This is a genomic window from Micromonospora salmantinae, from assembly GCF_022230905.1.
Lineage (GTDB): Bacteria > Actinomycetota > Actinomycetes > Mycobacteriales > Micromonosporaceae > Micromonospora > Micromonospora salmantinae.
The window spans coordinates 143,824-169,485 of sequence record NZ_JAKKFG010000040.1 but is presented as its reverse complement, the minus strand read 5'-3'; the positions used below and the strand labels follow the sequence as shown (position 1 = coordinate 169,485).

Here is a 25,662-nt window from a genome sequence, read left to right as displayed (position 1 = left end):
AGCGTCCTGATGTGACCACCTCCCGATCGACCCCTCCGCGTGGCGGCACGGCCGGTGCCGCCCGTGGTCGGTCCGCCGCCCGCGAGCCGCGTCCGGCCTACCAGTGCGACGCCTGCGGGCACCAGCCGCCCAAGTGGGTGGGGCGCTGCCCGGAGTGCGGCGAGTGGGGGGCGGTGGTCGAGCACACGGTGACCGGCCCGACCGTCTCCGGTCGGGTGGTCAGCTCCCGGATGCCGTCCGAGCCGGCCCGACCGATCGCCACCATCAGCGCCGCTCCGGCCCGCGCCGTGCCCACCGGGGTGAGCGAGCTCGACCGGGTGCTCGGCGGGGGCCTGGTCCCGGGTGGCGTGGTGTTGCTCGCCGGCGAGCCCGGCGTGGGCAAGTCGACCCTCCTGCTGGATGTGGCGCAGCAGTGGGCGGTCGGCGCCGGCACCCCCTCGCTGGTGGTCAGCGGCGAAGAGTCGGTCAGTCAGGTGCGCCTGCGCGCCGAGCGGATGGGCACCCTGCACGAGCAGCTCTACCTCGCCGCGGAGAGCGACCTCGCCTCGGTGCTCGGTCACCTGGACGCGGTCAAGCCGGGCCTGTTGGTGCTCGACTCGGTACAGACCATCTCGACCACCGGCACCGAGGGGGTGCCCGGTGGGGTGACCCAGGTCCGCGCGGTCACCGCCGCGCTGGTCTCGGTGGCCAAGGAGCGGGGCATCGCCACAGTGCTGGTCGGGCACGTCACCAAGGACGGCCAGGTGGCCGGGCCTCGGGTGCTGGAGCACCTGGTCGACGTGGTGCTGCACTTCGAGGGCGACAAGCACTCGTCGCTGCGCCTGGTGCGCGGCGTGAAGAACAGGTTCGGCGCGGCCGACGAGGTCGGCTGCTTCGAGATGCACGAGGGCGGCATCAGCAGCCTGGCGGACCCGTCCGGGCTGTTCCTGACCCGCTACGCGGAACCGGTCCCGGGCACCTGCGTGACGGTGGCCATGGAGGGGCGTCGTGCCCTGGTCACCGAGGTGCAGGCGCTGATCGGCGCGACAGTGGCGGGTTCTCCCCGACGCACCGTCTCCGGCCTCGACTCGGCGCGACTGGCGATGGTGCTCGCGGTGCTGCAACGGCGCACCGAGCGGCTGACGTTGCACGACCGGGAGGTCTTCGCCGCCACAGTGGGCGGGATCCGGGTGGTGGAGCCGGCCGCCGACCTGGCGGTGGCCCTGGCGGTCGCCTCCGGCGGGCTCAACCTGGCGATCGCGCCGCACCTGGTGGCGATCGGTGAGGTGGGGCTGACCGGCGAGGTGCGCCGGGTCGGGGCGGTGCCGCGCCGGCTGGCCGAGGCCGCCCGGCTGGGGTTCAAGGTGGCCCTGGTGCCGCCCGGCTGCGGCCCGGCCAGCACCGGCGCAGGCCCCGAGCAGATGCGGGTGACCGAGGTCACCGACGTCCGTTCGGCCCTGCACCATGCGGCCCGCGCGTCCGCCGAGTGACCCACCGTGCCGACGAGGGCGGCGAAACTGGACAGCACGTCGCAAGCGGGAAACGGTGGAAAGGGCGGCATCGTGACACATCACAGTAACCACGACAGCACCCACCGCACGGCAGTCCGTAGACTGTGCCCGTGCCGATCGACCGCGATACCACCAAGCCAGCCGGCGCGCCGCCCCAGGCCCGCACCGGCGCCGTGGGCTCGCCCGCCCGCCCGATCAGCGTGAGCGTGACTGCGGGAGCCGCCGGGAGCGCCGGAGATCCGCTACGGGCCAATCTCGCCCTGATGGCCCCGGGCACCGCCTTGCGCGACGGCCTGGAGCGCATCCTGCGGGGCCGCACGGGCGCGCTCATCGTGCTCGGCTACGACAAGGTGGTCGAGGGCCTCTGCACCGGCGGCTTCCCGCTGGACGTGGAGTTCTCCGCGACGCGCGTGCGCGAGCTGTGCAAGATGGACGGCGCTGTCGTGCTCTCCAGCGACGGCACCAGGATCGTCCGGGCGGCAGTGCACCTGATGCCCGACCCGTCCATCCCGACCGAAGAGTCCGGCACCCGGCACCGCACCGCCGAGCGGGTGGCCCGCCAGACCGGCTATCCGGTCATCTCGGTCAGCCAGTCGATGCGGATCATCAGCCTTTACGTCAACGGCCAACGGCACGTGCTCGACGACTCGGCGGCCATCCTCTCCCGCGCCAACCAGGCGCTCGCCACCCTGGAGCGCTACAAGCTCCGGTTGGACGAGGTCTCCGGCACGCTCTCCGCCCTGGAGATCGAGGATCTGGTCACCGTGCGGGACGCGGTGGCCGTGGTGCAGCGACTGGAGATGGTTCGCCGGATCGCCGACGAGATCGCCGGCTACGTGGTGGAGCTTGGCACCGACGGCCGCCTGCTCGCCCTGCAACTCGACGAGCTGATGGCCGGCGTGGACGCCGACCGCACGCTGGTCATCCGGGACTACCTCCCCGTCGGCCGTAAGTCACGCACGCTGGACGAGGCTCTCGTCGAGCTGGACCTGCTCGGTGCCACCGAGCTGATCGACCTGGTGTCGGTGGCCAAGGCGATCGGCTACCCGGCCGCGTCCGACGCGCTCGACGCCGCGGTCAGCCCGCGCGGCTTCCGACTGCTGGCCAAGGTGCCCCGGCTGCCGGTGGCGGTGGTCGATCGCCTGGTGCTGCACTTCGGCAGCCTCCAGCGTCTGCTCGGCGCGACAGTGGAGGACCTGCAAGCCGTGGAAGGGGTCGGCGACGCCCGGGCCCGTGGCGTCCGTGAGGGGCTGTCCCGGCTCGCCGAGGCATCCATTCTGGAACGCTACGTCTGACCCGGCTCAGCCGGTGACGGTGAGCTTCACCGGGTCGCTGAGCTTCGTGCCGACCCGAGCGAACACCTGGTACGACCCGACCGGCGGGAACGGCCCGGCGGCCAGCGCGCCGTCACAGCGGCTGGTGTCCCGCCCGTTCCACGGCACCTGGTAGGAGCGCTCGAAGTTCGGCGTGAATGACTGCACGTCCGAGCCCTCGACCTTGCCGCAGGTGTCCGACGACCAGACCTTCTCGGCCCCGGACTTGATGAAGATCTCCTGAAGGTCGGCGCCGACGTTGCGGCTGCACGTCCGGTCCGACGTGTTCTTGATCCTCAACTGCAGCTCGACCACCGCGCCCCGCTGCACCGAGGTCGGGCTCGCCGACGAGACCACGCTGATCTCCTCGTTGGTGCAGGTGCCGTCGTCCTCCGAACCGGCCGCCGCGCCCAGCGGCGGTGTGTTGCTGGTGATCGCCGGGCTCGGACTCGTCGCACCCGAATCAGCGGACGCGGACGACGACGGACCGCCGGTCTGCGGCGTCAGCACCGGCCCAGTGGGACCGGACGTCGCAGCGGACGTCGCCGACGGCGAACCTCCCGCCTTGGGCTCCTTGTCGCCGGAGCGACCCGAACCGGTGCAGGAGTAGAGCAGGACAATCAGGAACAGGAACCCCGCTCCGAGTACGACGGCGCGACGCCGCCAGTACACGGCGGGTGGCAGGGGGCCGACCGTCAGACGCATGATGCCCTCCACCGTAGCCGCGCCGTACCCGGCAGTGCGGCGCGACGCGCCGGAGCCACTGCGGGGCGCCCGCACGACCCTCCATTGAGGACGGTCAGGCACCCGATCACAGGTAGACCTTGCGCTGATAGACCGCGTGCGCACCGGCCACCCGGTCCAGGAAGAGTAGCCCCGCACAGTGGTCGATCTCGTGCTGCAACGCCCGAGCCTCGAAGCCGTCGGTCACCAGCCGGACCGGCACGCCGCTGCCCGGCAGGTCACCCTCCACCACCAGCCGGCTGGCCCGCTTCACGTCCCCGGTCAGGTCCGGCACCGACATGCAGCCCTCCCGGCCCGGCTTCCACCGCGTCGCCTCCACCACGCGCGCGTTGCACAACACGAAGGTGCCGTGCGTCGTCACCGCCTTCGGGTGCCCGGTCACGTCGACGGCGAAGACCCGGGCGCCCACCCCGACCTGCGGCGCGGCCAACCCGACGCAGCCCGGCGAGACCTTCATCGTGGCTATCAGGTCGGCCGCGAGCTGGACCGTCTCCTTTGCCGTGGGGTCGACCTCGTCCGCGCCCCGACTCAGCACCGGATGCGGGGCGGACACCACCGCCCGCACCTCGCCCGGCACGTCCAGCGACTCCGGTGTCCAGTCACCCAGGCCGACGTCCGGCTCGCGCTCCTCGCCGGTCACAACAGATCCGGATCCGCCGGCCGGAGGGTGACCTCCACGCCCAGCTCGGCAGCCGTCCGGTGCAGCCGGTCGAGCACAGCGTCCGCAACACCGGCCGGCAACTCGACCTCCGCCAGGACCACGTAGAGCGCACCGGTCAACCGGGTACTCAGGTCGGTGACATTCCCTCCGGCGTCCACCAGCACCCGCGTCATCGCCGCGACGATGCCCATCCGGTCCGAACCGTGCACCGCCATCACGTACGGCTCACCAGCCGGAGGAACATCACCGTCCGGGGTGACCGCGCGTACCGTCGCCAGCAGCTGGCCCTCGGCGGCCAGCGACGCCAGTGCGGCCTCGACCTCGGCGGCGGCCGGGCCGGTGCAGATGAGGGTCATCGCGAAATGCCCCCGCAGCCGCGTCATCGTGCTGTCGGTGAGGTTCGCGCCCAGTCGGGCCAGCACCTCCGCGACGTCGGCAACGATGCCCGGCCGGTCCCGACCGATGACGGTGATCGCGAGCTCGTTCATCCGCGCATTCTCCCCCGTCCACCGAACGAGGACGTGGCACCCCGCCCGAGCCGCCCACCCAACGGGAACGCCGGGCGTGACATCATCGACGACGCCATGACTCAACCCGACTTCGCCACAGTGGTCAGCCGCTGGTTCCAGCAGCACGCCCGTGACCTACCGTGGCGCGAGCCCGGCGTCACCCCGTGGGCCATCCTGGTCAGTGAGGTCATGCTCCAGCAGACACCAGTGGTCCGGGTGGTGCCGGCCTGGCAGGCGTGGCTGGCCCGCTGGCCGGAGCCGGCCGCGTTGGCGGCGGACACGCCAGCCGAGGCGATCCGGATGTGGGGACGCCTCGGCTACCCCCGTCGGGCGGTCCGCCTGCGTGAGTGCGCTGTCGCGATCGTGGACCGGCACGGCGGCCAGGTGCCGGACCGGCTGGAGCAACTGCTCGCTCTGCCCGGCGTCGGCACGTACACCGCGCGGGCGGTTGCCGCCTTCGCGTACGGGCAGCGGCACCCGGTCGTCGACACCAACGTACGCAGAGTCGTGTGCCGGGCGGTGGCCGGCGAACCGGACGCGGGGCCCGTCACCCGACCAGCGGACCTGGTCGCCACCGAGGAACTGCTTCCGACCGAACCGGCCGCAGCGGCACTGGCCAGCGCCGCGTTCATGGAACTGGGCGCGGTGATCTGCACAGCCCGGTCGCCGCGCTGCACCGCCTGCCCCGTCGAGTCGGTCTGCGCCTGGCGGGCGTCCGGCCAGGAGGCGCCGGCCGGGCCGACCCGCCGACCCCAGCGGTACGCGGGCACCGACCGACAGGTCCGCGGTCTGTTGCTCGGAGTGCTCCGGGACAGCACCGGCCCGGTCCCACACCAGCGGTTGGACCAGGTCTGGACCGACGACGTGCAGCGCGCCCGCGCTCTCGCCGGGCTGGTGCAGGACGGGCTGGTCGAACCCGCCGGCGACGAATCGTTCCGCCTGGTCGGTGACGGCCCGTCCCTGCCAACCGCGGATCTCACCACCTGACCCGCCCACCCGGCGCATCCTGCGCGCCGGCCCCGTGGGCCGGCAATCGGCGCCTTCCACCTCAAGATCGTGCTCGATCCTGAATGGAGTGGTGTCGGCCGCGCCGGATGCCACTACAACCAGGATGTTGCGCGATCTTGCGAGTGGGCGGGCGAGCGCGGGCGGCGGCGGCGGGGTGATGTGAGAGGGACGCAACAAGGCGGGGCCCCGGTGGCTTGCGCCACCGGGGCCCCGCCCCTTGCTGGTTGTGTTACTCGTCCACGCCTGCGGCGGCGGTGCCAGCGGCAGTGCCACCGAGATCGGCCGGGACGGCGTCCGGAACTTCGACCGGCTTGTCCGAGCCCCGGAAAACGAGCTTGGACTTGTCGATGTCGTCCGGGTCGCCCTCGCAGTCCACCACGACGATCTGACCCGGGGTCAGCTCGTTGAACAGGATCCGCTCGGAGAGGTTGTCCTCGATGTCGCGCTGGATCGTGCGACGAAGCGGACGGGCACCGAGCACCGGATCGAAGCCCTTCGCGGCCAGGTACTTCTTGGCGTTGTCGGTCAGCTCCAGACCCATGTCCTTGTTCCGCAGCTGGCCCTCGATCCGCTGGATCATGATGTCCACGATCGAGAGGATCTCGGTCTGGCGCAGCTGGTGGAAGACGATGGTGTCGTCGATCCGGTTGAGGAACTCAGGCCGGAAGTGCTGCTTGAGCTCGTCGTTGACCTTCTGCTTCATCCGGTCGTAGTTGGACTCGGAGTCCTCCGACTGCTGGAAGCCCAGCGACACCGCCTTGGCGACGTCACGGGTGCCCAGGTTGGTGGTCAGGATGATGACCGTGTTCTTGAAGTCCACGATCCGACCCTGACCGTCGGTGAGCCGACCGTCTTCGAGGATCTGCAGGAGCGTGTTGAACACGTCCGGGTGGGCCTTCTCGATCTCGTCGAAGAGGACCACCGAGAACGGCCGCCGCCGCACCTTCTCGGTCAGCTGCCCGCCCTCGTCGTAGCCGACGTAGCCGGGAGGGGCACCCACGAGCCGGGAGACCGTGTAACGGTCGTGGAACTCGGACATGTCCAGCTGGATGAGGGAGTCCTCGCTGCCGAAGAGGAACTCGGCGAGCGCCTTGGACAGCTCGGTCTTACCGACACCGGACGGCCCGGCGAAGATGAACGAGCCCGACGGGCGCTTCGGGTCCTTCAGGCCGGCCCGGGTACGCCGGATCGCCTTCGAGACCGCCTTGACCGCGTCCTCCTGGCCGATGACGCGCTTGTGCAGCTCGTCCTCCATGCGCAGCAGGCGCGAGGTCTCCTCCTCGGTCAGCTTGTAGACCGGGATGCCGGTCCAGTTGCCGAGCACCTCGGCGATCTGCTCGTCGTCAACCTCGCTGACGACGTCCAGGTCACCGGCCTTCCACTCCTTCTCCCGCTGAGCCTTCTGGCCGAGGAGCTGCTTCTCCTTGTCGCGCAGCTGGGCGGCGCGCTCGAAGTCCTGCGCGTCGATCGCGGACTCCTTGTCGCGACGCACCTGGGCGATGCGCTCGTCGAAGTCACGCAGGTCTGGCGGCGCGGTCATCCGACGGATCCGCATCCGGGCACCGGCCTCGTCGATCAGGTCGATCGCCTTGTCCGGGAGGAAGCGGTCGGAGATGTACCGGTCGGCCAGGGTCGCGGCAGCCACGAGAGCGGCATCCGTGATCGAGACGCGGTGGTGAGCCTCGTAGCGGTCCCGCAGGCCCTTGAGGATCTCGATGGTGTGGGCCAGCGACGGCTCACCCACCTGGATCGGCTGGAAGCGGCGCTCGAGAGCGGCGTCCTTCTCCAGGTGCTTGCGGTACTCGTCGAGCGTGGTGGCACCGATGGTCTGCAGCTCACCACGGGCCAGCATCGGCTTGAGGATGCTCGCGGCGTCGATCGCGCCCTCGGCGGCACCCGCACCCACCAGGGTGTGGATCTCGTCGATGAACAGGATGATGTCGCCGCGGGTGCGGATCTCCTTGAGCACCTTCTTGAGGCGCTCCTCGAAGTCGCCGCGGTAGCGGGAACCGGCGACGAGCGCGCCCAGGTCGAGCGTGTAGAGCTGCTTGTCCTTGAGGGTCTCGGGCACCTCGCCCTTGATGATCTTCTGGGACAGGCCCTCCACCACGGCGGTCTTGCCGACGCCGGGCTCACCGATCAGGACCGGGTTGTTCTTGGTACGGCGGGAGAGCACCTGCATGACCCGCTCGATTTCCTTCTCGCGCCCGATGACCGGGTCGAGCTTGCCCTCGCGGGCGGCCTGAGTCAGGTTGCGGCCGAACTGGTCCAGCACCAGGCTGGTCGACGGCGCGGCCTCACCCGGCGCGGCGCCCGCCGCGGCAGGCTCCTTGCCCTGGTAGCCGGAGAGCAGCTGGATCACCTGCTGGCGGACCCGGTTGAGGTCGGCGCCGAGCTTGACCAGCACCTGGGCGGCGACGCCCTCGCCCTCACGGATCAGCCCGAGCAGGATGTGCTCCGTGCCGATGTAGTTGTGGCCGAGCTGCAGCGCCTCGCGCAGCGACAGCTCCAGCACCTTCTTGGCCCGCGGCGTGAACGGGATGTGCCCGCTCGGCGCCTGCTGGCCCTGGCCGATGATCTCCTCGACCTGCTGGCGGACGCCCTCCAGGGAGATGCCGAGGCTCTCCAGGGCCTTTGCCGCGACGCCTTCACCTTCGTGGATCAGGCCCAGCAGGATGTGTTCCGTACCGATGTAGTTGTGGTTGAGCATCCGGGCCTCTTCTTGGGCCAGGACGACAACCCGTCGCGCTCGGTCGGTGAACCGCTCGAACATGCCCTCGTGCTCCTCACGTGCCGTGCGCCTTGATGGTCAAGATCTTGGCGGGGCCGGTGCACGAACGTCCAGGACGGGCGTCCGTGCCTCCTTACTCTATCGTCGTTGACCGACTCAGCTGAGGTCGTGTGTCTCTGCTCTGGGTCGGTTCCACGTCGTTTTGAACAACCGTCCGCGCTCAGGAGGTGTTCCGGTAGCCCTGTCGCTACGCGCAGAGCGAAATCCGACTGGCTCGACGGAAGCCCGATCCGGGGTCCGGGAGCGCTCCGGGAAGCCCCGGAGGGCGGACCGGCGGTCGCGACGAGTGCCGCGCCCGGCCCCTGGGGAAGGTTGTCCACAGGCTGTGGATAGCTGTTCCACTGGTTGTGGACAACGTCGGTCGGCCCGGAATGCTTCCCGGCCATGAACGGGCACGGCGACGCCACCCGGATATGGCGACGCCGGCCCGGAGAACTCCTCCGGCCCGGCGTCGGTGTCGCCTGCGGTGGCGGCTGACCACCAGGCTGCTGACGGATCAGCGCTTCGCGTGGAACTCGTCCACGATCTCCTGCGGGATACGACCCCGGTCCGAGATGTCCTTGCCGGCCTTCTTGGCCCACTCCCGGATCGCCTTGTTCTGTTCCCGATCGGCGGTCGCGCCACCCCGACCGCGGGCAGCTCGCCCACCGATCACGACACCGCCCCGGCCAACCTTGGTGCCGGCGCCCACGTACGACGCAAATGCATCGCGCAATTTCGCGGCGTTGGCGCTCGACAGGTCGATCTCGTACTGAACGCCGTCGAGGGCGAACTTGACGGTCTCGTCCGCGTCCCCGCCGTCCAGGTCATCGACCAGCTTGTGAATGATCTGCTTGGCCACGTCCCACATTCCTTTCGAGCAGGGTGCTCCTGCTAACGAGAGCACAATAACCCGCGCGCCGCTCGTCGCGTCAATAGGACCCGGTTACGGCTCGGCGTACGCCCGGACGGGACTACTCCTGGCGGACCAACGGGAAGAGGATCGTTTCCCGAATTCCGAGGCCGGTCAGGGCCATCAAGAGCCGGTCGATTCCCATTCCCATACCGCCGGCCGGCGGCATTCCATACTCCATCGCCCGAAGAAAGTCCTCGTCGAGACGCATCGCCTCGTCGTCGCCACGGGCGGCCAACTGCGCCTGGGCGACCAGCCGTTCCCGCTGCACGATCGGGTCGACAAGCTCGGAGTACGCGGTGCCCAGCTCGAAGCCGAGCACGTAGAGGTCCCACTTCTCGGCCAGCCCCGGCTCGCTGCGGTGCGCCCGGGTGAGCGGGCTCGTCTCCTCCGGGTAGTCCCGTACGAAGGTGGGCGCCTGCAGGCCGGGAACGACCAGTTCCTCGAACAACTCCTCGGCCAGCTTGCCCGGGCCCCACTTCGGGTCCACGGCCAATCCCACCTTGTCCGCGTACTCCACCAGGCGGGAGCGTTCGGTGCGGACGGTGACCTCTTCGCCCAGCGCCTCGGAAAGCACACCGAACAACGTCACGGACCGCCACTCGCCGCCCAGGTCGAACTCGCGCCCGTCGGCGTGGGTCACCACCGTCGAGCCGCTCACCGCGATCGCCGCCTGTTGCACGAGATTGCGGGTCATCTCGGCCATCGTGTCGTAGTCGCCGTACGCCTGGTACGTCTCCAGCATCGCGAACTCCGGCGAGTGCGAAGAGTCGACACCCTCATTACGGAAGTTGCGGTTGATCTCGAAGACGCGGTCGACGCCGCCGACCACAGCGCGCTTGAGAAACAGTTCCGGAGCGATTCGCAGATACAGATCGGTGTTCAACGCATTGCTGTGGGTCACGAACGGTCGGGCCGCCGCGCCGCCATGCAGCAGTTGCAACATCGGCGTTTCCACCTCGATGAAGCCCTGCCCGTGCAGTGAATCGCGCAGACTGCGTACCGCGGCGGCCCGGGTGCGCACCATCTCCCGTGCCTGCGGCCGGACAATCAGGTCGACGTAACGCTGCCGGACGCGCGCCTCCTCGGAGAGGGGCTTGTGGGCCACCGGCAATGGCCGTAGCGCCTTGGCGGTCATCTCCCACTGCTGGGCCAACACCGACAGCTCACCCCGGCGGCTGGTGATCACCTCACCGGTCACGCCGACGTGGTCGCCGAGGTCGACGAGGCGCTTCCACGCCTCCAGCCGCTCCGGCCCGACCCGGTCCAGGGAGAGCATCGCCTGCAACTCGGTGCCGTCACCGTCCCGGAGGGTGGCGAAGCAGAGCTTGCCCGTGTTGCGTACGAAGATCACCCGGCCGGTGACCGCTACCTGGTCGCCGGTCGCGGTGTCGGTCGGCAGGTCGGCGTAGGCCGCCCGGACCTGCGCCAGGGTGGTGGTGCGGGGAAAGCCGACCGGGTAGGGCTCGACGCCCTCGGCGAGCATCCGGTCCCGCTTCTCCCGGCGGACCTTCATCTGCTCGGGAAGGTCATCGGCGGGGTCCACTGGCACGGGGTTCTGCTCGGTCACGGCACGCTTCCTCGTCACGGAGATACAGGGGGTCAGGCCCGAGCGTACTCAAGCGGTCCGGAGGTCGTTACGGGATAACCTGCCCGTCATGGCCGATCACACTCACGCCCTGTCGTTCGGTGCCGCCGCGAGTGATTACGACCGGTTTCGGCCACGTTATCCCGAGGCTGCGGTCCGTTGGGCACTCGACGGGCTGAGCGAAGCCCGGGTGGTCGACCTCGCGGCGGGCACCGGCATCCTGACCCGCGCTGTGCTGGCACTGGGTCACACTGTCGTACCGGTCGAGCCCGATCCGGGGATGCGGGCGCAGCTCGCCGCCAGCACCCCGGGCACGACGGCCTGGCGGGCAGCGCCGAGGCCATGCCGCTGCCCGACTCGGCGGTGGACACGGTGCTGGTCGGGACGGCGTACCACTGGTTCGACCGGGAGCCCGCGCACGCCGAGATCGCCCGGGTGCTCCGCCCCGGCGGCACCTTCGCCCCCATCTGGAACATCCGGGACGGCAGCGTCGACTGGGTGACCGAGCTGGGTCGCATCGCCCACTTCGGGGACAAGTCGACCAGCCAGGTCTTCGGCGAGCGCCCCGACTTCGGCCCCGCGTTCGACGCCGTCGAGAAGCGCGAGTTCACGCACCGCACCACGCTCACGCCGGACGAGGTGCTCGGCATGGTCCGCACCCGCTCGTACTGGCTCACCGCCTCCACCGACGATCAGCGGCGGGTCGAGCGCGAACTGACAGCACTCCTGAACACCCACCCTGCCCTGGCTGGCCGAGACACCATCGAACTGCCGTACCGGACGCTGGTGCTGCGCGCCCGACGGCACTGACGCCCGCACGAAGGCCGCCCCGACGGCGGCCGGGGTCACAGGTTGCGGTCGTAGACCATCCGCAGACCGATCAGCGTGATCATCGGCTCGTGGTGGGTGATGCTGCGACACTCGTTGATCACCAGGGAGGCGAGGCCGCCGGTGGCGATCACCGCCCGCACCTCGCCCAACTCCTCGGTCATCCGCTCGACGATCCGGTCCACCTGCCCGGCGAAGCCGAAGTACAGGCCGGCCTGGAGGCACTCCACCGTGTTCTTGCCGATCACCGAGCGGGGCTTGGTGGCCTCGACCTTGCGCAGCTGCGCGGCCCGGGCGGCCAGCGCGTCGAAGGAGATCTCGATGCCCGGGGCGAACGCGCCGCCGAGGAACTCACCGCGCTCGCTGATCACGTCGAAGTTGGTGGTGGTGCCGAAGTCCACCACGATCGACGGGCCGCCGTAGAGGGTGTACGCGGCCAGGGTGTTCACCACCCGGTCGGCGCCGACCTCCTTCGGGTTGTCGATCGCCAACTGCACCCCGGTCCGCACGCCCGGCTCTACCACGACGCTCGGCAGGTCGGCGTAGTAACGACTGAGCATGGTGCGCAGCGACCGCAGCGCGGCCGGCACCGTGGAGCAGGCGGCCACACCGGTGATCTCGACGTTGTCCCCGGCGAGCAGACCCCGGAACATCAGGCCCAGCTCGTCCGCCGTCGAGCGGGCATCGGTCTTGATCCGCCAGGAGTGCACCAGCTTGTCGCCGTCGAAGGTCGCCAGCACGGTGTTGGTGTTTCCGATGTCGATGCAGAGCAGCACGCACGCAGCCTAGACAACTAGTCGGTGCGCAGGTCCAGCGCGATGTCCAGGATCGGCGACGAGTGCGTCAGCGCGCCCACCGAGAGGAAGTCCACGCCGGTGGCCGCGTACCGGCCGGCCACCTCCAGGGTCAGCCCGCCGGTCGCCTCCAACTCCGCCCGGTCACCCACCGCGGCCACCGCCCCGGCCAGCACCTCCGGCGTCATGTTGTCGCACAGCAGGAAGTCCGCACCGGCCTCCACCGCCTCCACCGCCTCGTCGACGGTGGTCACCTCGACCTGCACCGGCACCTCCGGGAACGCCTCCCGGACCCGCCGGTAGGCAGCAGTGATCCCCCCGGCCGCCAGCTTGTGGTTGTCCTTGATCATGGCCACGTCGTAGAGGCCCATCCGCTTGTTGGTGCCACCGCCGGCCCGCACCGCGTACTTCTCCAGCGCCCGCAGGCCCGGCGTCGTCTTGCGGGTGTCCAGCACCATCGCCTTCGAGCCGGCCAGCGCGTCCGCCCACGCGCGGGTGTGGGTGGCCACCCCGGACATCCGGCAGAGCAGGTTGAGTGCCGTCCGCTCGGCCGTCAACAGCAGCCGGGTCGGGCCGGTCACCGTCGCCAGCACGTCGCCGCGGGCCACCCGCTCACCGTCGCGGGCCAGCACCGACACCTCGACGGTACGACCGAAGCCAGTCACCTCGCCCACCAGCTCGAACACGGCGGCGGCCACCGCCATCCCGGCCAACACCCCGTCCGCGCGGGCCACCAGGTCGGCGGTGTCGGTCTGTTCCGCCGGAATGGTGGCCACGCTCGTGACGTCCAGGAAATCCGGGCCCAGATCCTCGACCAGCGCGCCCTCGATCACCTGCCGTACGTGCGCCGGATCCAACCCGGCCGCCCGCAACGCCGTCTCCGTCGACTCCGTCATGACGATGTCCCCTCCCACTGTTGCGTCACCCGGCCCTGCGCCCCGACCGCCCCGACCAGATGGCCCAGCCACCGTTCGTCGGCCGTCGGGAAGTCCTCCCGCCAGTGGCAGCCCCGGGTCTCACCACGGGCGTACGCGGCGGCAACCAGCGTCGACGCCACGGTGAGCAGGTTCGTCGCCTCCCAGTCGGCGGTCCTCGGCCGGCCCCGGGCAACGCCCAGCTCGGTCAACGTCCCGGCCGTTCCGGCCAGCGTCGCCGCGGATCGGAGCACCCCGGCCCCCCGGGTCATCGCCCGTTGCAGGGTCGGTGTCACCTCCGCGGGCAGCACCCAGCCCGTCCCGCCACGCCAGGCACCGGTCCCCGCCGGCTGGGCCTGCTCGGGCAGGCCGGCCGCGATGTCCTCGGCGATCCGCCGGGAGAAGACCAGACCCTCCAGCAGCGAGTTGCTGGCCAGCCGGTTCGCGCCGTGCACGCCGGTGCAGGCGACCTCGCCGCAGGCGTACAGGCCGGGGATGGAGGTACGGCCGCGCAGATCGGTGCGGACCCCGCCGGAGGCGTAGTGGGCGGCCGGCGCCACCGGGATCAGATCGGTCGCCGGGTCCACGCCGATCGCCAGGCAGGACGCCACGATGGTGGGGAACCGGCCGGCCAGGAAGTCGCCGCCCAGGTGCCGCGCGTCGAGGAAGACGTGGTCCGCGCCGGTGGCCAGCAGCACCCGGTGGATGCCCTTGGCCACCACGTCCCGGGGTGCCAGCTCAGCCAACTCGTGCTGGCCCACCATGAACCTCTTGCCGTCCGCGTCCACCAGGTACGCGCCCTCGCCGCGCAACGCCTCCGAGACCAGCGGCTGCTGCGCGTGCCCCGCCCCGGGCACCCCCGCGCCGGACGGGGTGATCAGGGCAGTCGGGTGGAACTGGACGAACTCCACGTCGGTCACGGCCGCGCCGGCCCGCAGCGCCAGCGCCACCCCGTCCCCGGTGGAGACCGCCGGGTTGGTGGTGGCCGAGAAGATCTGCCCCATGCCGCCGGTGGCGAGCACCACGGCACGGGCCAGCAGCGCGCCGACGCCGTCCTCGCTGCCCTCACCCAACACGTGCAGGGTGATCCCGCAGGCCGGGCCGAGCCCGTCCGGACCGTCGCCGGGCGCGCGCAGGAGATCCAGCACGAGGGCGTGCTCGACCAGCCGGATCCACGGGTCGCGCTGCACAGCGGCGTGCAGGGCCCGCTGCACCTCCGCGCCGGTGGCGTCGCCGCCGGCGTGCACGATCCGGTCCGCCCGGTGCCCGCCCTCACGGGTCAGCATCAGCGAGCCGTCCGGGTGCCGATCGAACTCGGCGCCGATCCGCATCAGCTCACGGAGCCGGGTCGGACCCTCCTCGACCAGCACCCGGACCGCCGCCGGGTCGCACAGCCCGACCCCGGCGACCTCGGTGTCCCGGGCATGCGCCGCCGGGGTGTCGGCCGGGTCGAGCACGGCGGCGATGCCGCCCTGCGCCCACCGGGTCGAGCCGTCGTCAATGTTGACCTTGGTGACCACAGTGACGTGCAGACCGGCCTCACGCAGGTGCAGCGCTGCGGTCAACCCGGCCACGCCGGAACCCACCACGATCACGTCGGTGGTCTCCACCCAGCCGGGCGCGGGCGCGGCCAGCAGCGCGGGTAGGGCAGGCAGGTCGACGGTCGGGAGGTCCATCCCCCCAGTCAACCCGAACCATCCTCGCCCGGGGCGGCGGGGGCGGGACGAGTGTTTTGGGCGACCCCGTCCGGCGCGCGCCACGCCGCGCCGACCGTCAGGCCGTGGTCACTTCGTCCGGACCGGCAGACCAGCCGGGCCCGCGCCCTTCAGCGAGGCGGCAACCGTACGGTCGCTGAGCCACAGGTAGCAGCGGACGCCGCGATCACCGACCTTCCAGCGCCCCGCCCCCGGCGGGCGGACCACCACACCGCTGCGGAAGCGCAGCTTGGTGTCGTCCGGTACGCCCGCGTACCGGGCCAGGACGCTACGACAACCCGTGTAGAGCGGCAGCCAGTCGGCGTCCCGGGTCGGGTACGCCAGGTCCGGTGCGCGCCACACCCCGACGAACTCGGCGTCGTGCTGTGTGCCGCACTCCACCGGGGTCAGCGTCTGCACACCCCGGCCGGCGCCACCGCGGGTCTGCTGGCAACCGAGGCGCAGCCCGGTGGGGCCCTTCAACGCGTCCCGCAGACTGCCCGACCGGACCACCACCGTGGCTGCCGCCTCGACAGTGGTCAGCTCTGTGAGGTCGCAGCGGAACCACCGGGAACCCGCCGCCCACCCCGGCCCGTTGGGCAGCGCCACTGACAGCCGCAGCCGGCCGGACCGCCAGTCGTCACCCACGTAGCCGGTCGCCCGGGTGTCGCACTCGGCGAACGCACCCCGCAACTCGGCCGAACCACCCGCCGGAGCGGCCGTCCGCTCGGCCGGGAACGCCCCGACGTGCACGGTCTCCAGGCGGTGCGGCCCGGCGCAGTCCACCGGCTCATAGCTGGCCAGGCTGACCAGATCGGTGAAGTCGGCGGTGTGACACACACCGGCGGCCGGGGTGAACGCCGACGGTGCCGGCAACGCCGCCCAGTCGTCGGTCAGATCACCGTCCAGGCCGCCGGACCCGGCACAGCCCACCAGCAGCACTGCCGTCACGGCAGCGGCGAACAGGGTCGTCATGGCACGGCGCATCGCGGCCTCCCCCAGCCACCGACCGGCTTCCGCCAGCGTGCCCAGGGTAACCGGAAATGACCTTCTGGTGACAGACCGGAATCGCGGTACGCGGGATCAGACTCCGGACACGGCCAACGGGCTGGGCACCGGGCTACCGGCCGTCCCAGGCGCCACCGCAGCCGGATCGGTACCCAACTCGATCACGCGGTTGTCGGCGTCGACGTGCACGACCCGTGGCCGGTAGGACCGGGCCTCGGCATCGTCCATCTGCCCGTACGAGATCAGGATGACCAGGTCGCCGGGGTGCACCAGGTGCGCGGCGGCGCCGTTGATGCCGATCACGCCGCTGCCCCGCTCGCCCGGGATCACGTACGTCTCCAGCCGGGCGCCATTGGTGATGTCCACGATCGCCACCTGCTCGCCGGGGAGCAGGTCGGCGGCGTCGAGCAGATCCTCGTCCACAGTCACCGAACCGACGTAGTGCAGGTCGGCCTGGGTCACAGTGGCTCGGTGGATCTTCGACTTGAGCATGGTCCGCAACATCGGAGTGGCCTTTCGCGGTATCGGTGGAGGGTGGTACGGCCGGGTCAGGGACGCGGGGCGAGGCGGATCGCCGCGTTGTCGATCAACCGGGTGGCGCCCACCCAGGCGGCGATCACCAGCCGGGCCGGCCCGGTCACCGGCCCCGGTTCCAACTCGGGATCGGTGAGCACCAGGTAGTCGAGGCGGGCACCGGGCGTACCGGCGCCGAACGCGGCGTGCGCGGCGGTCAGCACCGCCCCCGCGTCCAGGCCGTCGTCGGCGGCTTGCGCGCCGGCCCGCAGCGCGGCGGACAGACTCAGCGCGGCGGCCCGCTCCGGCTCGCTCAGGTAACGGTTGCGGCTGGAGAGCGCCAGCCCGTCCGGCTCCCGAACGGTCGGCACGCCGACCACCTCGACCGGCACGTCCAGGTCGCGGGTCATCCGCCGGACCAGGGTGAGCTGCTGGTAGTCCTTCTCGCCGAAGAACGCCAGGTCCGGCCGGGTGAGCTGGAGCAGCTTCAGCACCACAGTGAGCACGCCGTGGAAGAAGCCGGGGCGGCTGGCCCCCTCCAGCTCGGCGCCGAGCGGGCCCGGATCGAGGCGTACGCGGGGCTGACCGTCCGGGTACATGTCCGCCACCGACGGGGCGAAGACCAGATCGGCGCCCGCCCGCCGGCACACCTCCAGGTCGGCGTCGAGGGTGCGCGGGTAGCGGTCGAAGTCCTCGTTCGGCCCGAACTGCAACGGGTTCACGAAGACCGTAACCAGCACGTGGTCGGCCTGTTCCCGGGCCGCGCGCAGCAACGTCTCGTGCCCGGAGTGCAGCGCGCCCATGGTCATCACCACCCCGACGGTGCCCTTCAGCCCGGCCCGGGCCTCGGCCAACTCGGCGCGCGTGTGCACCACCTGGGTCATGCCGCCACCTCCCGACCGCTGTCGGCCAACACGCCGAGCAGCGACTGTGCGTCCACCGGCCGCAGCCGGCCGGCGGCGATCGCCCGGTCGGCGGTACGACGGGCCAACGCCAGGTACGCGGGAACGGACTCCGGTGCGGTGGCCGTCAACCGGGCCAGGTGCCGCTGCACGGTGCCCGCGTCGCCGCGGGAGACCGGGCCGGTCAACGCGTCGTCGCCGAGCCGCAGCGCGTTCTCCAGGGCGGCCCGCAGCAGCGGGGCGAGCACCTTCTCCGGCCGGGACACCCCGGCGTCCCGCAACCGGTCGGTCGCCTCGTTGACCAGAGTCACCAGGTGGTTCGCGCCGTGGGCCAACGCGGCGTGGTAGAGCGGACGATCCGACTCGGCCACCCACTCGGGCACGCCACCGAGGTCGGCGACCAGCCGGGCAGCCAGCGGACGCAACTCCGCCGGGGCGGTCACCCCGTACGAGATGCCGTCCAGCCGGGCCAGGTCGTCCGGCGTACCGGTGAAGGTCATCGCGGGGTGCAGGGCGAGCGGCCGGGCGCCGGCCGCGACGGCCGGCCCCAGCACGGCCAGGCCGTGCGCTCCCGAGGTGTGCGCGACGATCTGGCCCGGGTGCAGCGCACCCCGCTCCGCGAGGTCGGTCACCACACCGGCCAGTTTGTCGTCCGGCACCGCGATCAGCAGCAGGTCGGCGGCGGCGTGGGCCACGGCGGTGACCGGGCGGCGAGGCACCTCGGGCAACAGCAGGGCGAGGCGGGCGCGGCTGGCTCCGGAGCTGCCGGAGACGGCAACCACCCGGTGCCCGGCGGCGGCGAGCGCGGCGCCCAGCACGGCGCCGACCCGACCGGCGCCAACGACACCGACGGTGAGCAGACGGGAGGTGGCGCGGGCGCCGGGAACGGCGCTATCCCACGAGGCGGCGGGCCCGGTTGGGCCGGCCGGACGCGGGCGCAACGGTGCGCTCATGACGACGATCCAGTCCTCGAGAAGGGGTACCGGTCGATCGCAAGTATGCGCCCGGCCTACCGAACCCGGACAAGCATGTGTGAAAACCTTCACCACCCCCGGAAGTGCCCTCCGCCACCGTCCCCGACCACCGCAGAAGCGCCCCCACCAGCGCGTTCCCGCGACCAGCTTGATCAAGTGATGAAAAATAGGCACCCGGATCGTTTCTGACCTCCTTTTCATCACCTGATCACCGCATGCCGCACCCTGGACCTGGAGTGACCTGATGTCGATCGCCTGGCGAGACGCGATGAGCCGGGCCCTCTACGGGCCGGGCGGCTTCTTCGTCGCCGACACCGGGCCGGCCGACCACTTCCGCACCAGCGTGCACGCGTCCCCGGCCTTCGCCACCGCCCTGCTGCGCCTCGTCACTGAGGTGGACGCCGCCCTCGGCCACCCCTCGCGACTTGACGTGGTCGACGTGGGCGCTGGGCGTGGGGAACTGCTGCAAAGCCTGCTGGGGCTCGTCGCTTCCGCACCCGCCGTCGGGGTTGCGGTGGGGGTTTCCGGGGAGCCCACCCGCTCCGGGCGGTCAGGCTTGATCCCTGCGCGGGCGGGCTCCCCGGAAACCCTGACTCCCACGGCCTCCGTCCATCGGTCGCCCGACGAGCCGTCGTCGGTCGCCCCCCGTACGTCGCTCGCGGAACGGATCCGCTTCACAGCCGTCGAGTACGCGGACCGCCCCGAGAACCTGCCCGAGGAGATCAACTGGACAGCCGAGATCCCCGACAGGATCACCGGAGTGCTACTCGCCACCGAATGGTTGGACAACGTCCCGCTGGACGTCGCAGCACACACCGAGGACGGCTGGCGATACCTGCTCGTCGATCCCAAGAGCGGTGCCGAATCAGTTGGCGAACTGGTCAGCCCCGATGATCTCGACTGGCTCACCACCTGGTGGCCCGGCCCCGAAACCCCCCACAGCAACCACGGACGAGCCGAGATCGGCCGGACCAGGGACGAAGCCTGGGCCGACGCGGTGAGGAAGATCAGCCGAGGGCTGGCAGTGGCAGTCGACTACGGGCACCTGCGGGAGAGCAGGCCGGTGAACGGGACGTTGACCGGGTACCGGGGTGGACGGCAGGTGCCTCCGGTTCCCGACGGGTCGAGTGATGTCACCGCGCACGTGGCAATGGATTCGGTGGCCTCCGCTGGTGCGGCGGTCGCCCGGTGCGCGTACTCCCTGGTCTTGCAGCGGGAGGCGCTGCGGGCGCTCGGGGCCGACGGCGGGCGACCACCGCTCAGCCTGGCCGGCACCGACCCGGTCGGCTACGTGCGGGCGCTGGCCGCCGCGTCGGCGGTGGCCGAACTGACCGACCCGGCCGGGCTCGGCGGGCACTGGTGGTTGCGCCAGCCGGTCGGCATCCCGCTCGGGCCGGCCGTGGCACGATGACGGGCATGACCACCGACGCCGGGGACCTCCGTGAACTGACCGTCGGCACCGGGGCCGGGCTGATCGCCGGCACCGGTGATCAGCAGCTCGGCACCGACATGGTGCTGAACATCGGCCCGCAGCACCCCTCCACCCATGGTGTGCTGCGGTTGAAGCTGGTGCTCGACGGCGAGCGCGTGGTCGCCTGTGAACCGATTGTCGGTTACATGCACCGGGGCGCGGAGAAGCTCTTCGAGGTGCGTGACTACCGGCAGATCATCGTGCTGGCCAACCGGCACGACTGGCTCTCGGCGTTCTCCAACGAGCTGGGTGTGGTGCTCGCTGTGGAACGCCTGATGGGCATGGAGGTGCCGGAGCGGGCCACCTGGCTGCGGATGGCCCTCGCGGAGCTGAACCGGGTGCTGAACCACCTGATGTTCCTCGGCTCGTACCCGTTGGAGATCGGGGCGATCACGCCGATCTTCTACGCCTTCCGGGAACGCGAGACCATCCAGGCGGTGATGGAGGAGGTCTCCGGCGGTCGGATCCACTACATGTTCAACCGGGTGGGTGGCCTCAAGGAAGAGGTGCCGTACGGGTGGACCGGACGGGCCCGCGCGGCGATCGGCGAGGTACGCCGCCGGTTGCCAGACCTGGACCACCTGATCCGGCGTAACGAGATCTTCCTGGCCCGTACCGTCGGCGTGGGTGTGCTGTCCGCCGCGGACGCCGCCGCGTTCGGCGCGTCCGGCCCGGTGGCCCGCGCGTCCGGGCTCGACCTGGACCTGCGCCGCGACGACCCCTACCTGGCCTACGACGAGCTGGACGTGCCGGTGGTCACCAAGACCGCCGGCGACTGCCACGCCCGTTTCGAGGTGCTGCTCGACCAGGTGTACGCGTCACTGGACCTCGCCGAGCAGTGCCTCGACCGGGTGGACCGGCTGACCGGGCCGATCAACACCCGGCTGCCGAAGGTGCTCAAGGCGCCGGAGGGGCACACGTACGCCTGGACGGAGAACCCGCTCGGCATCAACGGCTACTACCTGGTGTCGCGGGGTGAGAAGACGCCATGGCGGTTGAAGCTGCGCACCGCCTCGTACGCGAACGTGCAGGCGTTGGCCACCCTGCTCCCCGGCTGCCTGGTCCCGGATCTGATCGCGATCCTCGGCTCGATGTTCTTCGTGGTCGGCGACATCGACAAGTGACCCGAGCCGCCTGACCGGTCACCGCCAGCGGTCGGTGGGTGGCGCGCCGCCGGCACGCGGCACGTCGTCCTGCGGCGGGTAGCCGTAGCGCTCGTCGACCCGCCGCCGGCCGGTCCGTTCCGGCGCGGGTTCCGCCTGGTGGCCGCGTTGGCGCGGTGGGCGCCACTCGGCCGGCACCGGCACACCGCCCACCGGCAGCGCGGGCCTTCCCGGCTCGGCCCGCCGACCACCGTCGTGGCGGCGGGGTTCTTCATACCGGCCGGCGGCCTCGTGGCGGCGCGGCTCCTCGTAGCGGCCGGCGTCCTCGTGGCGGCGCGGTTCCTCGTGGCGGCGCGGATCCTCGTGACGGCGCGGTTCCTCGTAGCGGGCGGCGTCCTCGTCACGGCGCGGCTCCTCGTGACGGACGGCGGCCCAGCGGTCGGCCACCCGGTACTCGGTGCCGGTGGCGTCAGCGTGCACCTCGGCCCGACGTTCGCCGACCCGCAACTCGCGACCGTTCTCGTCGTCGCGGACGGCGGCCCACCGGTCACCGGCCCGCAACTGCGACCAGTACTCGCCGGTGTCGTCAGCCTGCAGCGGCGGCCCGGGCTGCGGTGCGGCGGCCCCCGTCCGGTCGCGCTGCTCCGACCAGCCCCGGTCGTCAGGGCTGTCCCAGGATTCCGCCGGCGGTCTCTCCGGGGTGCGGTGTGACCGGGCCGCCGGGGCGGGCTCGTCGGGCTGGGCGTAGGCGTCACGCCGATCGGTCCACTCCGGTTCGTCGCGGCGGCCCGTCCAGCCCGGCTCGTCGCCGTACCCGGCCCTGGGGTGCTGCTCCGGCTCGCTCCTCGCCCGGCCGGACGGCCGCGGGGGCTGATCGGCGTCGCCGCGGGTCCACTCCTGCGCGGGTGCGGTCCACTGACCGGCGTACCCGCCGCCGTAGCGCCCGGCCGGCTCGGCCGGGCCACCGTCCACCACCGTGTGCCGGGTGGTGACGTGCACGGTCTCGGTGTGTCGGACCACGCCACCCGGCCGGTGCGCGGCCTCGGGGCGGTCGTGCTCCCGGGGACGGGCCGAGCCGTACGCGGTGGCGGCCGGCCGTTCCCCGCCGTACATCCCGGCGGCGGCCGGCGGCTCGGGGGCCTCCCGGGCGTACGCCGGCTCGTCGTCGTCCGCGTGCTCGGGGCGCCCCCACCGGGGCGCGTCGTCGGGGCCGGACACCCGGGCTCGGCCGGCCGGCGCGTCGCCCCGGTTACGGGCCACCGGCGTGTCGTCCACCGGCGGCTCGACGGCAGCCACCCGCGCCCGTCCGGCGCCCGCCGGCTCGACAGCGGGGGCGGCACCGGCGAGGGCGGCACCGCTGGCGTCGAGACGACGGCGCACCGCGGCGATCCCCTCGTGGGCCCGTTGCGCCTGGTCGAGCGCCTGGTTACCGCGCTGGGCGGCGGCCACGATCTCGCCGCGCAGCTCCCGACGCAGTTCCTCGATCTCGTCCAGCAATTCGTCGGTCCGCGCCGAGGCGCCCTCGCCGTCGGGCCGCAACGCGATGGAGAGGCCGATCAGCACCACCGCGAGGATGGCGAGCACCGCGGCGAAACGCAGCGGGCCATTGCCGTCGGCCACCAGCAGGATCAGCGCCGCCACCGGCGCGAGCGCGACGCCCGCCCAGAAGAGCATGGTCAGCAGCAGTGGTTGACGCCGGGCGTCAGAGGTGGCCGGGGCTGGCATGGATGTGCAGCCTACCCACGATATCCACCGGAGGGAACGGGGTCCCCGGGACGTGCGGACGCCCCCGCCCGGTCGGGGGCGGGGGCGTCCTCAGCACGTGCGGAAAGGGCTCAGCTGGTGGCGAAGGCGCCATCCGAGGAGAAGATCAGACCCACGCTGATCGAGCCGTCGCGCAGCCCGCTCTTGGTCAGCGGCCCGCCCTGGTCCAGGGAGGAGAACTTGCCGACCGACAGCCCGTAGGTCTTCTCCAGGCCCGGCTTGCAGAACGGACGCTGCTCGCACTCCGGCGGGCCACCCAGCACTGTCGCGCTACCGGAGCACTTCGCGGCCAGCTCGGAGAGGGTCCGCACGCCGTACTTGTCGGCGAATGCCTGGGTCACCGCGAAGGCGTTCTGGTCCTGCGCGGCGGCCGGGGTGCCGAAGGTGAGGCCGGCCTTGTCGCCCTCGGCCTTCAGCGCGGTCACCGTCGTGTTGACGTCCGGCGAGGAGATCGGCTGGGCGTTCTGGCCGTTGGCCTTGGTGTTGAGGAACTCGGCCATGGTCGCCGCGTACTCCGGGACGACCTGGATCTCGCCCTTCTCCAGGGCCGGCGCGTAGAGCTCCCGGTTGCCGATCTGCTGCACCTTGACCTGGTAGCCGGCGGCGGTGAGCGCGATCCGGTACAGCTCGCCCAGGATCTGACTCTCGGCGAAGTTGCCAGCGCCCACAGTGATGTCACCGCCCGGCCCCTTGGCGATGCCCGCGGTGAGGTTGTTCGCGCTGGCGAACTCCTCGGCCGCCACCTTGGGGGTCTTGCGGTCCTCGTTGACGGCCTTGTTGAGCTGGATCAGCTTCGGGGTGTCGAGCGCGGCGGAGACCTTGTCCAGTGCGGCGATCAGCTGCGGATTCGCCGCCTTGCTGTTGACAGCGGGAATGACGTTGTCGGAGTTCTGGAGCTTCTTGTCGTCCTGCAGAGCGATGAGCTGCTGGCCGGCGACCGGGGCGCACCCGGCGCCGGAGGCGCTCGTCTGGGGTGCGTCGGTGCCGGACGAGCCGGCGTCACCGCAGCCGGTGAGGAGTGCTGCCCCGGCGACGGCGCTGACCGCCCCGATCGCCAGACGTGTACGTGCGCGCATGTGCCCGCCTTCCGTGTCCCGGCGCGGCCCGTTCCGGGCCGGCCGCGTGTCCGACGGGCGATCCTGACTGTCGGCCGCCCGCGAATGTCCACCCAACATGCTCCGGAACCGACCGACAACTTGGGATGGACTTCGTCACCCCATCGTCACCGATTTGACGGGCGTGGGTCGTCAGCTCGCCGCGCTCTCACCCGGACGGGTCAGGCGCTCCCGGTGGCGTCGGCGGCCCGGGGCCGCCCGAGGCGCTGCCGCCCGCGCCGCAGCGGCTTGGGGGTGACCAGCCGTTCGACGCCGCCGAGGACCACCTCGGCCAGCAACGCGAGCCCGGCCACCAGCACACCGCCGGCGACGATCTGCCCGCCGCCGGCCGCGATACCGATACCGAAGCCGGTCCGGATGATCTGGCCCAGGCCGCCGCCGTTGACGAAGGAGGCCAGCGCCGCGGTCGCGATCACCTGGACCGCCGCGGTGCGGAAGCCGGCCGCCAGGTAGGGCACCGCGAGCGGCAACTCCACCCGGCGCAGCAGCTGCCCGCCGGACAGACCCATCCCCCGGGCCGCGTCGCGGGCCTCCGGGTCCACCTGCCGCACCCCGGTGTACGCGTTGGCCAGCAGCGGCGGCACGGCGAAGACAGCCAGTGCCACCACGACCGGTGTCTTCCCGAAGCCGCTGGCGAAGACGACCGGGAGGATGGTCAGCAGCGCCAGGGTGGGGATGGCCAGGGTCGCGTTGGAGATCAGCACCACGAGGCCGCCACCTCGACCGAGGTGCCCCAACCAGAGCCCGAGCGGCCAGGCCACCAGGCAGCCGAGCGCCACCGCCAGGGCGGAGATCGTCAGGTGCTCGCCGAGTCGGTCCAGCATGCCGCCGGGGTTCGTCCAGTTCAGTGGGTCGTTGATCCAGGTGATGGCCTGCCCGATCGGGTTTTCCGCGACGGTCACCGTGCCCTCCGGGTGGACCAGGGAGTCACCAGTCGGGCGACCAGGATGAGCAACAGGTCGAGCACGACAGCGAGCGCCACGCAGAGCAGGGCGGCCGTCATGATCTCGGCCTTGTAGAGGTTGTTCTGGAAGCCCGCGAAGATCAATTGCCCGAGCCCGCCGTGCCCGACCAGCACCCCGACCGTGACCAACGCCACAGTCGAGACCGTCGCCAGCCGTACGCCGGTGACGATGCCCGGCAGCGCCAGCGGCAGGTCGATCCGGAACAGCCGCCTCCAGCGGCCGTAACCCATGCCCTCGGCGGCCTCGCGAACCTCCGGAGGCACCTGATTGAGACCGGCCACCACGTTGCGCACGATCAGCAGCAGCGCGTAGAGGACCAGCCCGACCAGCACCGTGGTCGCCCCGGTGCCCAGGTAGGGGGCGATGAACGCGAAGAGCGCCAACGACGGGATGGTGTAGACCACCCCGCTGACAGCGAGGATCGGACCGGCGAGCGGACGGACCCAGTACGCCAGCACTGACAACGGCAGGGCGATCAGCACCGCTATCAACACCGCTCGGCCGGTGAGGGAGGCGTGTTCGCGCACCGCGGCGAGGATCGTGTCAGAGTTGTCCCGCACGTACTGCCAGGAGAACCAGGGGTTACCCGGGTCGGCCCGGTAGCTCAGGCGGAAGGACATA

At 71.6% G+C, this 25,662-nt stretch carries 23 protein-coding genes; 6 read left to right on the top strand and 17 right to left on the bottom strand.

The features are described 5' to 3' along the window. Positions 1-11: 11 nt before the first annotated feature. Together radA and disA are read left to right on the top strand one after the other, a co-directional pair. Entirely contained in the window at positions 12-1,469 is a 1,458-nt protein-coding gene (gene radA / locus PSH03_RS23595; RefSeq protein WP_210780834.1) for a DNA repair protein RadA, read from the top strand. A 131-nt stretch (positions 1,470-1,600) separates the two neighbouring features. After that, a complete protein-coding gene (gene disA, locus PSH03_RS23590) occupies positions 1,601-2,785 on the top strand; it encodes a DNA integrity scanning diadenylate cyclase DisA (protein ID WP_030327921.1) in 1,185 nt (394 codons plus the stop codon). A 6-nt stretch (positions 2,786-2,791) separates the two neighbouring features. Here the strand turns inward: disA and PSH03_RS23585 are convergent, their stop codons facing one another. The 3 genes from PSH03_RS23585 to PSH03_RS23575 form a co-directional block, all read right to left on the bottom strand. After that, the gene (locus PSH03_RS23585) at positions 2,792-3,508 is read right to left on the bottom strand and encodes a hypothetical protein (RefSeq protein WP_238690436.1); all 717 of its coding nucleotides are present in this window, start codon (positions 3,506-3,508) and stop codon (positions 2,792-2,794) included. A gap of 106 nt (positions 3,509-3,614) precedes the next feature. Next, positions 3,615-4,187, bottom strand: coding sequence for a peptide deformylase (locus PSH03_RS23580; RefSeq protein WP_210780832.1), 573 nt, complete (start codon positions 4,185-4,187; stop codon positions 3,615-3,617). Then, positions 4,184-4,696 (bottom strand): glycine cleavage system transcriptional repressor, encoded by a 513-nt coding sequence (locus tag PSH03_RS23575; protein WP_210780831.1) that lies wholly within the window; start codon positions 4,694-4,696, stop codon positions 4,184-4,186. Before PSH03_RS23575 ends, PSH03_RS23580 begins: the two co-directional genes overlap by 4 nt. Positions 4,697-4,792: 96 nt before the next feature. Between PSH03_RS23575 and PSH03_RS23570 the strand changes: the two genes are divergently transcribed. Beyond that, complete coding sequence (locus PSH03_RS23570) at positions 4,793-5,704, top strand: iron-sulfur binding domain-containing protein (RefSeq protein WP_210780830.1); 912 nt, start codon at positions 4,793-4,795, stop codon at positions 5,702-5,704. A 250-nt stretch (positions 5,705-5,954) separates the two neighbouring features. Here PSH03_RS23570 and PSH03_RS23565 read toward each other — a convergent pair whose 3' ends face one another. The 3 genes from PSH03_RS23565 to lysS form a co-directional block, all read right to left on the bottom strand. Then, complete coding sequence (locus PSH03_RS23565) at positions 5,955-8,498, bottom strand: ATP-dependent Clp protease ATP-binding subunit (RefSeq protein WP_203125971.1); 2,544 nt, start codon at positions 8,496-8,498, stop codon at positions 5,955-5,957. Between the two features lie 514 nt (positions 8,499-9,012). Continuing rightward, entirely contained in the window at positions 9,013-9,357 is a 345-nt protein-coding gene (locus tag PSH03_RS23560; protein WP_036392792.1) for a histone-like nucleoid-structuring protein Lsr2, read from the bottom strand. 112 nt (positions 9,358-9,469) lie between these two features. Next, positions 9,470-10,978, bottom strand: coding sequence for a lysine--tRNA ligase (lysS, locus tag PSH03_RS23555; RefSeq protein ID WP_210780829.1), 1,509 nt, complete (start codon positions 10,976-10,978; stop codon positions 9,470-9,472). Between the two features lie 360 nt (positions 10,979-11,338). Here lysS and PSH03_RS23550 point away from each other — a divergent pair, with 360 nt between their 5' ends. Continuing rightward, on the top strand, positions 11,339-11,806 hold the full coding sequence (locus PSH03_RS23550; RefSeq protein WP_238690435.1) for a class I SAM-dependent methyltransferase: 468 nt from the start codon (positions 11,339-11,341) through the stop codon (positions 11,804-11,806). 35 nt (positions 11,807-11,841) lie between these two features. On the opposite strand, the gene PSH03_RS23545 is transcribed toward PSH03_RS23550, so the two are convergent. The 7 genes from PSH03_RS23545 to PSH03_RS23515 all read right to left on the bottom strand — a co-directional run bounded on the left by PSH03_RS23545 (position 11,842) and on the right by PSH03_RS23515 (position 18,602). Next, a complete protein-coding gene (locus PSH03_RS23545; protein ID WP_091403191.1) occupies positions 11,842-12,600 on the bottom strand; it encodes a type III pantothenate kinase in 759 nt (252 codons plus the stop codon). Positions 12,601-12,617: 17 nt separating this feature from the next. After that, positions 12,618-13,514 carry a carboxylating nicotinate-nucleotide diphosphorylase gene (gene nadC / locus PSH03_RS23540; protein WP_238690434.1) on the bottom strand — a complete coding sequence of 299 codons (897 nt, stop codon included), beginning with the start codon at positions 13,512-13,514 and terminating at the stop codon, positions 12,618-12,620. Next, positions 13,511-15,208, bottom strand: a complete 1,698-nt coding sequence (locus PSH03_RS23535) for an L-aspartate oxidase (RefSeq protein WP_210780826.1) — start codon at positions 15,206-15,208, stop codon at positions 13,511-13,513. Before PSH03_RS23535 ends, nadC begins: the two co-directional genes overlap by 4 nt. Before the next feature lie 108 nt (positions 15,209-15,316). Further along, positions 15,317-16,213 (bottom strand): septum formation family protein, encoded by an 897-nt coding sequence (locus PSH03_RS23530; protein WP_238690433.1) that lies wholly within the window; start codon positions 16,211-16,213, stop codon positions 15,317-15,319. Between the two features lie 96 nt (positions 16,214-16,309). Then, positions 16,310-16,738 carry an aspartate 1-decarboxylase gene (gene panD, locus PSH03_RS23525; RefSeq protein ID WP_238690432.1) on the bottom strand — a complete coding sequence of 143 codons (429 nt, stop codon included), beginning with the start codon at positions 16,736-16,738 and terminating at the stop codon, positions 16,310-16,312. Between the two features lie 44 nt (positions 16,739-16,782). Beyond that, a complete protein-coding gene (panC, locus tag PSH03_RS23520; protein ID WP_210780823.1) occupies positions 16,783-17,631 on the bottom strand; it encodes a pantoate--beta-alanine ligase in 849 nt (282 codons plus the stop codon). After that, positions 17,628-18,602, bottom strand: a complete 975-nt coding sequence (locus PSH03_RS23515; protein WP_238690431.1) for a Rossmann-like and DUF2520 domain-containing protein — start codon at positions 18,600-18,602, stop codon at positions 17,628-17,630. Before PSH03_RS23515 ends, panC begins: the two co-directional genes overlap by 4 nt. 265 nt (positions 18,603-18,867) lie before the next feature. On the opposite strand from PSH03_RS23515, the gene PSH03_RS23510 reads away from it, so the two are divergent. Both PSH03_RS23510 and PSH03_RS23505 read left to right on the top strand, forming a co-directional pair. After that, complete coding sequence (locus PSH03_RS23510; RefSeq protein WP_238690430.1) at positions 18,868-20,034, top strand: SAM-dependent methyltransferase; 1,167 nt, start codon at positions 18,868-18,870, stop codon at positions 20,032-20,034. Beyond that, positions 20,031-21,218 (top strand): NADH-quinone oxidoreductase subunit D, encoded by a 1,188-nt coding sequence (locus PSH03_RS23505; RefSeq protein WP_181539454.1) that lies wholly within the window; start codon positions 20,031-20,033, stop codon positions 21,216-21,218. The genes PSH03_RS23510 and PSH03_RS23505 overlap by 4 nt, the downstream gene beginning before the upstream one ends. 18 nt (positions 21,219-21,236) lie before the next feature. Here PSH03_RS23505 and PSH03_RS23500 read toward each other — a convergent pair whose 3' ends face one another. The 4 genes from PSH03_RS23500 to PSH03_RS23485 form a co-directional block, all read right to left on the bottom strand. Continuing rightward, positions 21,237-22,922 (bottom strand): hypothetical protein, encoded by a 1,686-nt coding sequence (locus tag PSH03_RS23500; protein ID WP_238690429.1) that lies wholly within the window; start codon positions 22,920-22,922, stop codon positions 21,237-21,239. Positions 22,923-23,032: 110 nt separating this feature from the next. Continuing rightward, complete coding sequence (locus PSH03_RS23495) at positions 23,033-24,037, bottom strand: glycine betaine ABC transporter substrate-binding protein (RefSeq protein WP_210780820.1); 1,005 nt, start codon at positions 24,035-24,037, stop codon at positions 23,033-23,035. 200 nt (positions 24,038-24,237) lie between these two features. Continuing rightward, positions 24,238-24,978 (bottom strand): ABC transporter permease, encoded by a 741-nt coding sequence (locus PSH03_RS23490; RefSeq protein ID WP_210780819.1) that lies wholly within the window; start codon positions 24,976-24,978, stop codon positions 24,238-24,240. After that, the gene (locus PSH03_RS23485; RefSeq protein WP_091403225.1) at positions 24,975-25,661 is read right to left on the bottom strand and encodes an ABC transporter permease; all 687 of its coding nucleotides are present in this window, start codon (positions 25,659-25,661) and stop codon (positions 24,975-24,977) included. The genes PSH03_RS23490 and PSH03_RS23485 overlap by 4 nt, the downstream gene beginning before the upstream one ends. Position 25,662 lies beyond the last annotated feature (1 nt).